The organism is Bacillus pumilus (assembly GCF_003431975.1).
In the GTDB taxonomy this organism is placed as follows: domain Bacteria; phylum Bacillota; class Bacilli; order Bacillales; family Bacillaceae; genus Bacillus; species Bacillus pumilus_N.
In genome coordinates, this window is sequence record NZ_CP027116.1 from 2,003,394 (window position 1) to 2,017,838 (window position 14,445).

General features: G+C 39.2%; 17 protein-coding genes. 6 read left to right on the forward strand and 11 right to left on the reverse strand.

The window, feature by feature from the left end:
• Window positions 1-109: 109 nt before the first annotated feature.
• Window positions 110-1,261, forward strand: coding sequence for a diglucosyl diacylglycerol synthase (locus tag C5695_RS10120; RefSeq protein WP_117730620.1), 1,152 nt, complete (start codon window positions 110-112; stop codon window positions 1,259-1,261).
• Between the two features lie 34 nt (window positions 1,262-1,295).
• Here the strand turns inward: C5695_RS10120 and C5695_RS10125 are convergent, their stop codons facing one another.
• A complete protein-coding gene (locus tag C5695_RS10125) occupies window positions 1,296-1,997 on the reverse strand; it encodes an AIM24 family protein (RefSeq protein WP_117730621.1) in 702 nt (233 codons plus the stop codon).
• A 260-nt stretch (window positions 1,998-2,257) separates the two neighbouring features.
• Here C5695_RS10125 and cspD point away from each other — a divergent pair, with 260 nt between their 5' ends.
• Window positions 2,258-2,458, forward strand: coding sequence for a cold-shock protein CspD (gene cspD, locus C5695_RS10130; RefSeq protein WP_024422747.1), 201 nt, complete (start codon window positions 2,258-2,260; stop codon window positions 2,456-2,458).
• A gap of 51 nt (window positions 2,459-2,509) precedes the next feature.
• Here the strand turns inward: cspD and C5695_RS10135 are convergent, their stop codons facing one another.
• From C5695_RS10135 to C5695_RS10145, 3 genes are all read right to left on the reverse strand, one after another.
• Entirely contained in the window at window positions 2,510-2,692 is a 183-nt protein-coding gene (locus C5695_RS10135) for a hypothetical protein (protein WP_008346368.1), read from the reverse strand.
• A 170-nt stretch (window positions 2,693-2,862) separates the two neighbouring features.
• Window positions 2,863-3,045, reverse strand: coding sequence for a zinc-finger domain-containing protein (locus tag C5695_RS10140; protein ID WP_003215998.1), 183 nt, complete (start codon window positions 3,043-3,045; stop codon window positions 2,863-2,865).
• A gap of 1 nt (window position 3,046) precedes the next feature.
• Complete coding sequence (locus C5695_RS10145; protein WP_117730622.1) at window positions 3,047-3,718, reverse strand: ribonuclease H family protein; 672 nt, start codon at window positions 3,716-3,718, stop codon at window positions 3,047-3,049.
• A gap of 94 nt (window positions 3,719-3,812) precedes the next feature.
• Between C5695_RS10145 and C5695_RS10150 the strand changes: the two genes are divergently transcribed.
• From C5695_RS10150 to C5695_RS10160, 3 genes are read left to right on the forward strand one after another with little or no spacing between them, the layout of a single operon-like run.
• On the forward strand, window positions 3,813-4,502 hold the full coding sequence (locus C5695_RS10150) for a queuosine precursor transporter (RefSeq protein ID WP_117730623.1): 690 nt from the start codon (window positions 3,813-3,815) through the stop codon (window positions 4,500-4,502).
• Between the two features lies 1 nt (window position 4,503).
• Window positions 4,504-4,899, forward strand: coding sequence for a reverse transcriptase-like protein (locus C5695_RS10155; RefSeq protein ID WP_117730624.1), 396 nt, complete (start codon window positions 4,504-4,506; stop codon window positions 4,897-4,899).
• A 44-nt stretch (window positions 4,900-4,943) separates the two neighbouring features.
• Window positions 4,944-5,069 (forward strand): hypothetical protein, encoded by a 126-nt coding sequence (locus C5695_RS10160; RefSeq protein ID WP_003215584.1) that lies wholly within the window; start codon window positions 4,944-4,946, stop codon window positions 5,067-5,069.
• Window positions 5,070-5,085: 16 nt separating this feature from the next.
• On the opposite strand, the gene C5695_RS10165 is transcribed toward C5695_RS10160, so the two are convergent.
• The 7 genes from C5695_RS10165 to C5695_RS10195 form a co-directional block, all read right to left on the reverse strand.
• The gene (locus tag C5695_RS10165) at window positions 5,086-5,973 is read right to left on the reverse strand and encodes a 5'-3' exonuclease (protein ID WP_117730625.1); all 888 of its coding nucleotides are present in this window, start codon (window positions 5,971-5,973) and stop codon (window positions 5,086-5,088) included.
• 277 nt (window positions 5,974-6,250) lie between these two features.
• On the reverse strand, window positions 6,251-6,514 hold the full coding sequence (locus C5695_RS10170) for a YpbS family protein (RefSeq protein WP_117730626.1): 264 nt from the start codon (window positions 6,512-6,514) through the stop codon (window positions 6,251-6,253).
• 40 nt (window positions 6,515-6,554) lie between these two features.
• The gene (locus tag C5695_RS10175; RefSeq protein WP_117730627.1) at window positions 6,555-10,154 is read right to left on the reverse strand and encodes a dynamin GTPase; all 3,600 of its coding nucleotides are present in this window, start codon (window positions 10,152-10,154) and stop codon (window positions 6,555-6,557) included.
• 133 nt (window positions 10,155-10,287) lie between these two features.
• Window positions 10,288-10,395 (reverse strand): Fur-regulated basic protein FbpC, encoded by a 108-nt coding sequence (gene fbpC, locus C5695_RS20810; protein ID WP_306172627.1) that lies wholly within the window; start codon window positions 10,393-10,395, stop codon window positions 10,288-10,290.
• Between the two features lie 64 nt (window positions 10,396-10,459).
• Window positions 10,460-10,969 carry an isoprenylcysteine carboxyl methyltransferase family protein gene (locus tag C5695_RS10185; RefSeq protein ID WP_117730628.1) on the reverse strand — a complete coding sequence of 170 codons (510 nt, stop codon included), beginning with the start codon at window positions 10,967-10,969 and terminating at the stop codon, window positions 10,460-10,462.
• A complete protein-coding gene (locus C5695_RS10190) occupies window positions 10,966-12,066 on the reverse strand; it encodes a type III polyketide synthase (RefSeq protein WP_117730629.1) in 1,101 nt (366 codons plus the stop codon). Before C5695_RS10190 ends, C5695_RS10185 begins: the two co-directional genes overlap by 4 nt.
• A 318-nt stretch (window positions 12,067-12,384) precedes the next feature.
• Window positions 12,385-12,891, reverse strand: coding sequence for a GrpB family protein (locus C5695_RS10195; protein WP_117730630.1), 507 nt, complete (start codon window positions 12,889-12,891; stop codon window positions 12,385-12,387).
• Window positions 12,892-13,567: 676 nt separating this feature from the next.
• Here C5695_RS10195 and C5695_RS10200 point away from each other — a divergent pair.
• Complete coding sequence (locus C5695_RS10200; protein WP_117730631.1) at window positions 13,568-14,422, forward strand: polysaccharide deacetylase family protein; 855 nt, start codon at window positions 13,568-13,570, stop codon at window positions 14,420-14,422.
• The last annotated feature ends 23 nt before the right edge of the window (window positions 14,423-14,445 follow it).

Below are 14,445 nucleotides of genomic sequence, written 5' to 3' on the forward strand. Positions count from 1 at the left end.
GATATGCTCTGACCGTTTATATGTTATCTTTATGTATATGTAGACCTATGAGATTAATAGTTTTCGTACGAAGTTTTGTTGTTGTTGATTACATTTGAGGTGAATATTCTTGAATACCAATAAAAAAATATTAATCTTGACCGCAAATTATGGAAATGGACATATGCAGGTGGCAAAAACACTGTATGATGAATGCAAATCCCAAGGGTTTGATCATGTTGTAGTTTCTAATTTGTATCAAGAATCAAATCCCATCGTGTCGGAAGTGACTCAATATTTATACTTGAAGAGTTTCTCCATTGGGAAACAATTTTATCGCTTGTTTTATTACGGTGTTGATAAAATTTACAATAAACGCAAATTTAACATTTATTTAAAAATGGGAAATAAGCGTTTAGATGAATTAATTCAATTACACAATCCGGACATCATTATTATTACTTTCCCAATGATTGTTGTACCAGAATACCGGAACAAGACAGGGAAAGTCATCCCGACCTTTAATGTCATGACAGACTTCTGTCTTCATAAGATTTGGGTACATGAAAATATCGACCGATACTATGTTGCAACCGATTATGTGAAACAAAAATTAGTGGAAATCGGCACACATCCAAGCGATGTCAAGGTGACAGGCATTCCTATTAGACCACAATTTGAAGCAGACGTGCCAAAATCGATGATTTATAAAAAATATGGATTATCGTCAGACAAAAAAGTACTTCTGATTATGTCCGGTGCTCATGGTGTACTTAAAAATGTGAAGGAATTATGCGAAGCACTGCTTCTCGACAGCGAAGTACAGATTGTTGTTGTATGTGGGAAAAATGCAGCGCTGAAACAATCGCTAAGCGAACTTGAACAAGCACACCCAGATCAATTGAAGGCGCTTGGATATGTGGAACAAATCGATGAATTGTTCAGAGTAACAGATTGTATGATTACAAAACCAGGCGGCATTACTTTAACAGAAGCAACAGCTATCGGTGTCCCAGTCATTCTTTACAAACCTGTCCCTGGACAAGAAAAAGAGAATGCCCTTTTCTTTGAAGATTATGGTGCGGCCATTGTCATCAACCGACATGAAGATATTTTAGAATCTGTGACCAACTTACTGCAAGATGAAGAAAAGTTAGAAACGATGAAACAAAATATTAAAAAGCTGCATTTAAAACACTCTTCTCATACCATTTTAGAAGATATCGTCGAGCAATCAGATCTCATTATGAATAACAAAACTTATGCTCGTGCATTATCATAAAAAGGTGTCCGTCAATGACGGACACCTTTTTTCTTTAACCTTGATTTCCACTTGATGTGTACACTTCTTCAAACGGCTGAACAACAACAAAGCCGCTTCCGCTAAACTTCATTTGAATAGATTCCCCGCTACCTCTGCCAATAAAGGTTTTGAATGACACATCTGTCACAAATTCAGTTTGTAAATCCCCTGACCATGCAACAGTCGCATTCGGATCTGTATAAACAGAGTCGCCCGGCTGAACAATCAATGTGAGCGGTTCATAATGACTCGTGATTGCAACAAGACCTGGCCCTTCTAATTTGACATTAAATAATCCTCCTGCAAGCATGCCGGACACTTTTTTCATCAATTTGATATCCCAGCGGACTGACGGTTCAAATGCGAGCAGGTCATTTCCATTCACAAAAATGGATTCTCCTTGAGCCAAACGAAGAATGGAGATTTTCTTGCCTTGATCTGCCACATATAATTTCCCATCACCTGTTGCTTTCATGAGAGAGGTGCCTTCTCCTGATAACATTTTTTTGAACATCTTTGACACCCCATGTTCAAAAACACCCTCACGTTCAAACTTCATTTTACCTCGATATGAAACCATGGAACCTGTTTTTGCCCAAATGGTATCAGTTACATTAATTTCTAACAGTCTTGATGTTTCAAGTTCGAAGACCCCTTCCCCTTTGTCTTCTTGCTGCGTATTCTGAACAAATTCTTCAAGTGTATAACGATTCATGATTGCACCTCTTTCAGTATTTTTTTTATATACGGACAAGATGCATGTGAGGTTCCGAGAAAATGAGCTCTATCTTTGTTATTCGCCAAAAAAATAAAAAAATCAAACATTCTGCTCAAAATTTGGCTCGCCTGCTTGACGCTTTACTTTTGATGGTGTATAGTGGAACCATCATTTAACAACTTCAAAGTCGTTAGGTGATGAAAATTTTTTTTAGTATGCCCAAAAGGTATGCTACAGTACTAGGAGGAAAAAGCAATATGCAAAACGGTAAAGTAAAATGGTTCAATAATGAAAAAGGTTTCGGCTTCATTGAAGTTGAAGGCGGAGACGATGTATTCGTTCACTTCACAGCTATCGAAGGTGACGGCTACAAGTCTTTAGAAGAAGGACAAGAAGTTTCTTTTGAAATCGTTGAAGGTAATCGTGGACCTCAAGCTGCAAACGTAACAAAACTTTAATCAACTAAATCAATGATGAAACGACAAAATAAAGAGAGGCATACGCCTCTCTTATTTGATTTTCAGCTGAATTTCTATTGCTAAAATATTTTGCTTCAGTCGTTGTTCAATTTCAGAGATATCTTTTTCGAGAAAAGGTCTTCCCTTCTTAGCTACATCTACTAGCTGCTCTAGATCGCTGTACACCTCTTGAAATGTTCGATGTAATACCGTTTCGAAATCCTTATTATCCATACCGGCCTTCCCCTTTTCCTCTAATATCCGTCACTTAGTCAAAAAGTAACCCAACCAAAACTTTCTATAGTTATATCGGCTCATTTTTCGGAATATGTTCTTTTTTTACACATTCTATCCGTTTTTTTTCAAGAGCGAATGGTTGAGCTAGGGAAAACCGGTACATTCGCTTACTTTTTGAGTAGCGTCTGTCCATATTCTTTTATTTTCTCTCCGACTGTGCATTGCTGTATACAAAAGGAATGGGCGTATTTTTTCCCAAATTCTTTTCGAAAGTGCTTCTTTATCAAACAATCTGAACAATACGTGTCTTGGAGATCGGTTAATTCTTGAACTGCTGTTTTTTTATCCACATTATTCAGCTCCGTCTGCCTCTAATTTCAATGTACTTTCGATTGGAACGTTTGCAAGAATTTGCCTTGCCAGCTGATCTGCTTCGGCATTTTGTTTACGATCGATGACCTGATATGTTGGCGTTAGCTTCAGCTCTTTTAAAGCCGCTTCAATTCGGTCAAGCCATTTGTTATGTACTTCATCATAACAAGGCCATTCTCCTTTTAACTGATTCATGACAACAAGTGAATCTCCTCTAATTGTGACAGAATTTCTGCTTGCTCCAAGATTCTTCAACGCTTCTACTGCTTCAAATAAAGCCGCATACTCTGCTTCATTGTTGGTGGTACCTTGGAAAGGATGATTTTTTCTGAATCGATACGCATCTTCTCCGAGCTTGTAATAGACGACTGTACCAAGTCCAGCGTCACCCGTTTCTTTGTGAAAACTTGCATCAAAATAGACTTGAAGCTGATCAGGTTCAAGCTTTAATTCTTCATTGAGCTTTTCAAGTTCTTTTACAGACCACATGGCCCCTTTTTCATCTTCAAATGACAGAAGTGACTGCGGTTCTTTTTTGTCGATATATTTTGCTAACCTCAAGGCCTCTTTTAGCTCCATCCAATCTTCTTGAAAAAAAGCAATAGACCCAATCGATTTCACTTTCATTGTGTAGTGTGCTCTTAATTTCATTGATCACATCGCCTTCCCGTGCTTTTAAGGTAAACATACGTTATGCTATAATCAAAAAGTTACATTTTACAATGAGAAAGGAAGTATATGTCACTTGTTTAATGAAGGTATTTGGATCTTATTTGCGATCATTAATTTTATCATTGTTCTTCTATTTTATAAAGGATTTGGCAAGATGGGCCTTTTCGTCTGGATTGGCTTTGCGACGGCTGCCGCTAATTTACAAGTAGTGAAAACCGTTGAATTGTTTGGCTTAACAGCAACACTTGGAAATATTTTGTACGGTAGTGTCTTTTTTGCAACGGACGTGTTGAATGAAAAATATGGTCAACATGAAGCGAGAAAAGCGGTTTGGATTGGTTTTACGACCCTTTTGACATTAACAGTTGTCATGCAGGAGGCTTTGCTTTTCCATCCCGCACCATCTGATATTTCACAAACATCACTGGAAACCATATTTGGCTTTATGCCAAGGGTGGCACTCGGCAGTCTCGCTGCTTATATCATCAGTCAAATGTTAGATGTTTATGTATATTCGTTTATTCGCCGGATATTTCCTTCTGATGGTGCGCTCTGGATGCGCAATGCTGGAAGTACGATGATTAGCCAGCTTCTTGATACACTGATTTTCACGACCATTGCCTTTCTCGGCACGTATCCAACTCAAGTATGGATTGAAATCTTCATCACGACATATGTCATTAAATTTATCGTCGCTGCGATTTCCACACCATACGCATATGCAGCGAAAAAAATGGTTCCACTTGATGAAAGGGTGAAGTGATTTGCCAGCTGAAATATACATTGATGGTGCTAGTGCAGGTAATCCAGGTCCTTCTGGCATCGGCATTTTCATCAAATATGATGGAAAGGCTGAATCCTTCTCCTTCCCTCTAGGGCAAATGAGCAATCATGAAGCAGAATTTTCCGCTCTGATTGAAGGAATGAAAATATGCGCAGGAAAAGGATTGCGTACCGTCTCATTTCGAACCGATTCGCAAGTAGTCGACCGAGCGGCCAATTCGGGATTTGCTAAAAATCCAGCCTTTCAGCCTTTTATCAAAGAAATGATGGAGCTTCAAAGCCACTTTGATTTATTTTTCATTAAATGGATTCCGAGCAAGGAAAATCAAGTAGCTGATCAACTCGCTAGAAAAGCGATTCACCTTTCTAAAGGATGAATCGCTTTTTTTCGGTTATGCTAATGTGTGTGAGGTGATACTGATTGGATAAAGAAAACAAAGGTCGTGTCACAAACGGGACAACCCCTCAAGGTGATGCGCAAACAAAAGATAAACAGCCACTATCTCAGCTGGAAAATCGAGCGAAAAAAAGCAATACAAAAAGATAAACCTTAGAGATCGGCTTTAGCTGATCTCTATTTGACTTAAACGATTCATCATCGGTTCGATTCCTTTAATTTGATGGTACCGAAGCATAGCAGCAGCACGCTCTTGGTTAATGTTCATTTCCGTCTCATCAATTGGGCAACTGAGCGGGACATCACATTTGATTTCTGCCAATAGACGAGAAAGCTTCAAATCTTCTAATCCTGCTTGCATTTTCTTTTGCTGTGCAGCCGTTAGTTCATGGACATTTTCTAACAAACCGTCAATCGTTTGATAGGTTTGGATAAATTTCAATGCGGTTTTTTCTCCGATTCCTTTGACACCGGGATAATTATCACTTGCATCACCCATGAGTGCTTTCATATCAATGAGTGCCTTTGGCGAGATTCCCATTTCCTCTTCAAATAAGGTTTTTGTATAATGCTTATAATTCCCGATTCCTTTTTGCATCAAAGCAACCGTCACTTGTTCATTCAAAATCTGCAGTAAATCTTTGTCCCCAGTTAGGACGGTCACACGCGCTTCGTCTTGGTAGAGCGCAGCAAGTGTACCGATACAATCATCTGCTTCAAAGCCCTTTAAACCAACATTCATAATGCCTAGTTCTTCTGTCGCTTCTTTTGCTAAATCGAATTGTGGAATGAGCTCGACAGGTGCTTCTCCTCGATTTGCTTTATAATCTTGAAATAATTCGTTTCGGTACGTTTGGCTCCCCATATCCCAGCAGCAAACAATGTGAGTCGGCTCAAATGTCTGTACAGCCGTTAATAAATGCTTCAAATAACCATTGACCCCATTTGTCGGCACACCGCGGTCATTTATCATGAAATTGCGATGGACAGCCGTCGCATAAAACGATCTGAACAAAAGTGCCATTCCATCTACAAGCAGTACGTGTTTATTCATTCTTATAAACTCCCTTTTTTCAAAAACAATACTCCTATTCTATCACAGAACACAGAATTCGACATAAAAAAGGCGCCTTCTTCTTTTGGAAAAGAAGAGGCTGCCCATTTACTTTTGACCGTATTGCATTTTTTTCGACTCTGCTTCTGCATAGGACGGCATGTCTTTTTGTTTAGGATCACGCTCATTGTGCTGCTTTGCCTGTTGCTTTTTTTTCATCGTCATTCCCCTTTCTCGGTACATTCATTAAGATGACCAAAAAAGAGAAAGTTACTCTTTACTTCTGTTTCCGCTCGACATACTCTCTGACCATGTCAGCCGTGACAAGCTTACGCAGCGAGACAATGCCGCCTCGCGCAAGCTCATTCATTTTCGACGTAATGGCATTGATGTCATCTGTTGTAAATGGCTCATTTTGCTCACACTTGATGACAGCCATCTCTATTGCTTGTTCTCTTTTCTGTTCAAGCTCAAGAAAGGATTGAATATGAGCATGCTGTTTTTGTGAATGCGCGGATATCTCTTCATGTACGCTCGTCATTTTGTATCAACTGCTTTCTTTTTTTCTAGTCTACCATGAATCAAATCGTTTTCAACTGTTTCTTCCATTCGTTTGTTTGTCCATAGACTTGCTTAATAACCGCCTGCTCTTTGGCATCTGTCGTTAAGCTCTTGATATATGTTTGCTTTTGTTCACTTAGCTGCTCAAGTGCTTCTCTTTCATAACCTTCCGTAAACGTCTTCACCATCATGTCGTACCTGCTCAGTAATTCTTCTTTTTCTTTATCAGCCCATTTCGTGGTTAACTGATGAAGAATGTCTCGAATCGCTTCAATAAATGCAGCCTTTCCATTCTGTTCAAAGAAAACTTTCGCTGATTTTTGCTTCTTTAAGAGCGGTTCGAATGGTGTTAGTTCAGCTTCAACTTCAATTTGTTTCAGCTCAGCATTTTTCTCTTCTGGCGGTGACAGTCTAAGAGAAAAGTACGGATCTTCTGCACATGCTGTTTGCAATCCTTTCTCCCACTCTTCTTGGAAGTATCGCTGTATAAACGATTCCATTCGGATATCAAGCGCCTTTAACTCCTGTACAAATTCAAATTCATAATCCTTCAGCGCCTGTTCAAGCGCCTTTTTTAGCTGCTGCCTGAAGTCCCCTTGAGAAATCCCAGGATAAAAGGCTGTCTTTAACAGATCATTTGCAAATAGTGATAGACGCTGAACAATGTGATAAAGCTGTTCATGTAAGTCCTTTTTCACACTTTCTGTCACTAGCTTAGATCGTTTAATCTGACTCATTTGATTAACAATTGCTTCATAGGATGTAGCTACCTTTGCCTTTTCCGCTTGCTTCTCATCCTCTGACTGATGAAGGGTCGCATACAGCTTGTCGACAGTCCTACACAACGAGCTCGCTTCAAAATACAAAAGCTCGATCGCATCTTTCGTTAATTCTTCTTCAATAAAATAGTCGAGCTGCTTTCTAAGTTTTGCATATTGATTATAAGCTGTCTGCCCCTTTCCTTCGATCTCTTCCTTACTGGACACATGATGGAGGTTTGGGTTTCGAATGCCTTCTTTTGTGAGCTCATTTTTCACATAGTCAAAAACGGTGTCAAGCTCTGTTTGATCCTTTGCGAGGTCCGCAGCATTGATAATAAAGAACATTTTATCCATGCTAAACGAATCTTTTACAAGCCCGAGTTTACGTAAAAATGATCGATCTGCCTTCGAAAAAGAGTGCTGGTAGTAAGTTAAATAAAGAAGTGCATCTGCGTCCTTCATATATTGAAAGGCAATCTCTGTATGGCGCTTATTCATACTGCTAGCGCCCGGCGTATCAACAATCGTCAGCCCTTTATCTGTTAGAGGTGTACTCAAATACACCGTCACTTCCTTCACCACACAAGAAATAGCTTCTTCTGCGACATATGGCCTCAGTTCCGGAAGGGTCACATGCAGTGGCGTTTGCTGACGAATGTGATCAAGAAAACGGGCATGGGCTTTCAAAAAATGTTCCACAATGATGCGGTGATCTTGGTCAAGCTGTCTTTTTTTCAACGTTCGTTCGAGTTTAGATGTAAACGTTTCTCCTTTTTCTTCTGTGATCGAAAATCCGAGAATTTGATTGAGCTCTTCTACGATATCCTGCTCTGTTTTGAACACCACTTTTACACTTTCATGTGGGTGACCTTCCGTCGGCCGCGTCAGCTTATTAATCGTTGCCGTTGTTGGCGTTGGAGATGATGGCAGTACCTTTCTCCCAACAAGGGCATTTGCAAAGGACGATTTCCCAGAACTAAAAGCACCGAATAAAGCAAGTGTGAATTCTTTTGCTTGAAGCCGCTTTGTTCGTTTTTCAAAGGACTTCCTTTGAGAATGAAGCGCATTTAATGGTAATAAAATCTGAGAAAGTTGTTCAAACTGGTCAATCGACTGTGCCGTCGTGACATGCTGTGACTGACGCATTTGATCTTGGTCTGTCTGCTTGTGCGATTTTTCTAGTCCATTCTCTTCAGCGTCAATTGACGCATGATCTTGCGTGAGCTGATCATGCTGCATTTGCCTCTTTTTAGCATAAAACCAATCTTCTTCGATCTGTTCATCCGTTCCATTTTGCCATATATCCCATACATGCTGAATATCACGCTTCATTTGTTCATTTTTTTCGATGTACTGCTCAAGCGTTTGGAGTTCTTTTGCAGCATGAGCCCATTTTTCTTGCTGCTCGCTCTTTTCTTTCAAAAGTTTGGTTTTCAGCGTGTCGATCATTTGTTCAATCAATGGGATTGCTTGCTGTTTCGCCTGTCTTTTCAAGGCTTCACCTGCATCTTTCGCATATTGCAGTACGTATTCATTGGAGAATGTCGCACCGTGATGAATAACGTTCTCAAGCAGAGATTCCTGCACAGGTGTTTCAAATGCCATCACTTGATTCAACAACTCTTCACCAAGTTGATGCTTCTTGACTTCATTTTTGAAGAGCTCAGCAATATGCCAGTCCACTTCCGCTTTCATTCTCTTTTTGACATCTGCTAAGAAATCGTTTGCTCGTTTTTCTTTTTCCTGCTCGGTTTTATTTTTAGCAAAGAGCAGTCCCACTTTAAAGCCAGGTGCTTTTGATTCAATATAGTCGCTGGCGAGTTCTCTCATTTTAAATGGGGTGAGGTTGGCATTTTTTAAAATGTTCTCAACTTCAGAAGATACTTCATCTTCTACCTGTTTTGCTCCATTTTCAATAAAGTTGATTTTCGCTTCAAATTCCTTTACTTCTTTTCTTTTTTCTTGAAGCTGCGAATGAATCTCTTCCCCTTGCAGCTCTTCTTTTAACGAATCTATATGTTCTTTTAAAACATGCTCAATTTTTTGCTCTGTGTAAGCCCGAAGTGATGCTTTCGGCAAAGTTTGTAATTCTTGCAGTTTCTCGATTAGACGAATCATTTCGTTTCTTGGATGCGCCTCATCGGTGACGGATGTAAAGTATAGATGTTCCTTTTCAATGCCCTCTTTGCGGAGCATGTCAACCACTTGATTTTTGTAGTCTTCAAACGCTGTCTCTTGCTCATCATGCCGGTCCACTTGATTCACGATGAAATAGAGATTTGGCACTTTCTCTTGAATGGAGCGAATGAAACGAATGTTTTCTTCAGAATGAACATGGTTGTAGTGAACGACATAAAAAAGAGCATCTGCTTGATGAAGAATAGACGCAGCAGATAAAAAGTGGGCATGATCCGTTGAATCAATACCTGGTGTATCAATGAGTGCCACTTTTTCTTCAAGTCCTCTATAGTTACCACTAATTTCGACCATGTCAATCTGTTCTCCATCCTTACAAAAACGCTTAACCGCTTCTTTATCATAAGAACCACTCATTTTCGCAAAACGACCATCAGAGGTGTGAAGCTGCACTTCACTTTCCCCTTTCCTCACGACGACCAAGTTTGCACTTGTTGGGATTGGGCTCGTTGGCAAAATGTGATCATGAAGCAGATGATTCACAAGTGATGACTTTCCAGCAGAATAGTGGCCGGTAAATGCGATATATACTTCTTCTTCTGCTTCCTTTTTAATAATCGATGCCAGTTTGGCTGCCCGCTCATGATCATTCCTTTTGAGAAAGCTTTGATATAAAGCCCCTGTAGTTTGAACGAGCGAATCTCGAATAGACAAGTCTTTCATGACGATAAACCCCTTTGTTTTTAGAAAAGTCAGTTATGTATGTGATACCATTTTACACAAAATGAAGAGATTTTTCTTCTGATCTTAGGAAATAAAAAAAATCTGCTGCCCGATCAGTCGTAATTGACTGAGATCAGGAAGCAGATTTTTTGGAGACACCTTTTAATACGAAGCCAATTAATAGGCTGTATACACAGACCGTACCGAGTAAAAAAATCATTGTCATGTGATCACCGTCCATCCTTCATGATTGAGAATGCTTATCATTAATGAAAGTGTAGCACAATTGATAATGATTTTCAATATTAATTTAGCAAATACTCATTTAAAGCTTTCTCCTCTGTTTGAATTCTTACAGTCATCATCCATGCATTTAAACACGTAAACAAAATGGCTGTCACATACGCCTCAAACAATAGCGGGATCAGCAAAAGCTCAATCGCTACGACTACATAGTTAGGATGTTTCAACCAGCGATACGGCCCTTTTTTGACAATTCTCGCGTTCGGTACGACTAAAATCTTTGTATTCCAGTATGTCCCAAGAGAGCATAACGCCCAGTATCGAATGATTTGTGTAGCAATGAGGAAAACGAGTAGCACAAGAAAATAGCCCGATGGCTCCTTATGCAACAGCCGTATCTCAACGATGAGTGAGAGAAAAAAAGCTGAATGCATAGCGACCATAAAAGGATAATGGCTTGCACCAAATTCAATGGCACCTATCGCTTTTACCTTCTTTTCATTTCTTTTGGCCACAAGCATTTCAATGAGCCGCTGACAAATGAAGAAACCAATAACCAGCCAAATGATCATGACAAGAGCTCCTCCCATTGCATGAGTAGCAGCTCTGAGGAAAAGCCCGGACCAAGCGCCCCGCAAAGGCCCATATCCCCCGTTTCAACCGTTTGATGTTCAAGAAAATGCTTGATGACATACAAAACTGTGGCAGAGGACATATTTCCGTGTTGTTTGAGTACTTCTTTTGAAGAAAATAGCTGATCCTCTTGTAAGGATAAACTTTCAACATAGGCATCAATTACTTTTTTCCCTCCAGGATGGGCAAGAAAAACGGATAAGTCTTCAGTTGAACATCCTAGCTCCTTTAAAAATTGATCCACCTGCTCTTTTAACCAGCCAGAAATGATAGACGGAATGTCACGGGAGAAAATAACCCGAAAGCCGTCACTTGTAAAATCCCAGCCCATTACATCCTCCGAATCTTTCATCGTGACGGATTGGGTGCTTAGTACTTTAGGGACTGTTTTGAAACGGGCATATTCAAGCGCTGCTTTTTCTCCAGTTAACAGAACCGCAGCCGTCCCGTCTCCAAATAAGGAGGTGCCGATTAAATTGCTTTTTGATTGGTCCTGCGGCTGAAAGGTTAAACTGCACAGTTCACAGGCAACGACGACTACCTTTGCGTCTGGAAATGCCCTTATGTATTCATAAGCCCGAGACAACCCTGCCGCTCCGCCTCCGCACCCAAGCCCCCAGATCGGCACTCGCTTCGTATAAGGAGAAAATGGAAGGACGTTCATCAGTTTTGCATCAAGGCTTGGTGTTGAAAGTCCGGTACTTGAAATAAAAAACAGTGCATCAATCTCTTCAACAGGCATCGGCTTTTTTAAAAATGCCTCCTCATGAAGACAATGTATAATCGCTTCTTTTGCATGAGCCAGTGCCTTTTCCAAATAAATATTGTTTTTCTCTTCAAAAGAGTGGTGTGATTGATACCATTCAATAGGCTGCACAAACTGCCTGCTTTCAATTTCTCCATTTTGAAAAGCTCTCAGCAGCCGGTCAATATCTTTAAACGATCGTTTAAATTGAGATCTAGCAAAATCAGCAGCTGTTTTCTGATTCACATCATTCTTAGGGAGACTCGTTCCAACTGAAAGAATGTACGCCATCGGCTTCACCTCTTTTTTTGGTTAATATCCCCTATCGAAAAAAGGATATACATGCCAAACCGTCACAATTCAGTCAAAACATTTTCCTCCGTCTAACTTTTTGTCTTGACGACAATTGATAAATATTGGATAATATAGGTGAAAACATGATGTAGTTTTCCTCCTTCACAGGTTCGTTCCAAGCCAAGCGAACCTGCTTTTTTTATGCATACTATGCAAGAATTATGTTGAATTAATGAAAAAATAAAAGGACTCCGTTAATTGGGAGTCCCACTATGAATGACCTCTCTTCCGTACACCTAAAGCGCAAAGCTTCACCTAAATCTTTTCAAGGATTGACTTAATAAAATCAGTTTTTTCATCTGCGTATTTGTGTTTGTCATTTCCATGTAATCTTGATAATTTAAGTTTAAGCTGTTGGTATTCACTTCTAGCTTGCTCGTTATTGCTCAAGTAATCTCTGAAATTTAACTGTTCAAGTAAATACTTATTGTCTCTTTGGTACATATGGATTTGATGTGTTCTTGGTTCTCCTTTATTAAAGTAGTGTCTTTCAGGTAATACATTTGTTCCTTTATATGAGTAACCGAGTCTTTCCAAAGCTACTACACATTTTTCTCCATCAAAAAAATGATCTATTTCAATTGCAATATCAATAATTGGCTTAGCACTTAATCCTTTTACTGCTGTACTTCCAATATGGTGTACATTGATTATGTATTGACCAATATCACCTATTATCTTGCGCTTTTCTCTTTCAAATTCTTTTGTCCACTCAATAGACCAAGGGACTAAAAAGACTTCCCCTCTTGGTAATCCAAGCATTTGCTTATCCCACCTTTTTAATTTCAACGTCCATTTGGAAAATTTTAATAAACCAAGTTTATCATAGGTCTCATTTGTAGAGAGCAGACAGATTTCAATAATCATCCTATTCGTTTAGATCTATTTCTTGGTTGATGTCATTCAATACGATTCTTAACAATTCACTCTCATCTTATTTTATATCTAAAGAAATGACTTTTCACGTTCACCTTTTACATAGTAGCCAATCTCTGATTCAGTTGTACTGACTTTGATTTCTTTTGTTTCTTCTTTATTTTGTAGGGGTAAGAGCTTTTCTCTATGTATTTCGCGATTGATAGCCTCTATCTCCAATATCCCACATGAGCATCCTTTTTTTCAATGAAATCGTCATTTTACAACACACGGAATCTCCCTTCACTTCGCATTAATGGTTAAAACTGTTGCTATCTTAGCGTATAAATATCAACGTTTCGATCATTATTCAGAATGATTTCATTTAAACATGAATGGATCACCTTTTATTCTGATCAACACAAAGAAATAACCATAAAATGCTAATTTATTTGATTATTATATATGAAAAGGTGTTTTTTTCCTGTATACTTAATCAATATGAACACCATGAAAAACAGTGAAAAAAGACAGAATCTACTACATGATTCGGCACAAAATTTAATTGACTGGAGTGATTGTAATGAAAAAGGTGTCCCAAAAACAGACACCCTACAACACGGTACTTCTCTCGAAGATAATTGGTTTAGTGCTTCTTACACTGTTTCTCTTTTTTATCTGGGATATGTCTAAACCCCATTTGCAGGCGACAAATGGGCAAGCAAAAATTGTTGCTAGCAGTGACTTCCGAGACACAAGCATCAGTCTGAAAGCAAAAGATCATTCTACAAGAACATTGGATACACATTTTAAGACCAATCCAAACCAACAGACAACGAATAAAACGGTCTTTTTAACATTTGATGATGGCCCTTCTGCTACATCAAATCAGCTGTTAAATGTATTAAAAGCACATCACGTGAAGGCGACATTCTTCATGCTTGGACCGCAAATCCAAGCTCACCAAGCAGCTGTGAAAAGACTTTATCAAGAAGGACATCAATTAGGGCTTCATGGCATGACGCATGATATAAACCGCTTTTATCAGAACAGTGAGTCTCCCGCAAATGAAATGAGAGAAGCTCAGCGCATTCTTGCTTCTGTTACAGGCGTTTACACCCGTCTTGTGAGAACACCCTATGGCAGTGTTCCAAATTTAACATATCATCAAAAAGTACGTTTAATCCAAAATGGCTTTATTTACTGGGATTGGACGATTGATAGCCTTGACTGGAGATATAAAAACTCACAATATGTTCCAGAGGTATTGAATCAACTGCAAATGTTTGAGATAAATAAACCATGGGAACCAAAAGTGATTTTAATGCATGATCAACCCTCTACCACGAACGATTTAGATAGCCTGATTACACAACTAAAAGCAAGGGGCTATACATTTGCAGTCATTAACGAAACAATGCAGCCGGTACAACATTAATAGCACTAATCACAACAAGCCCA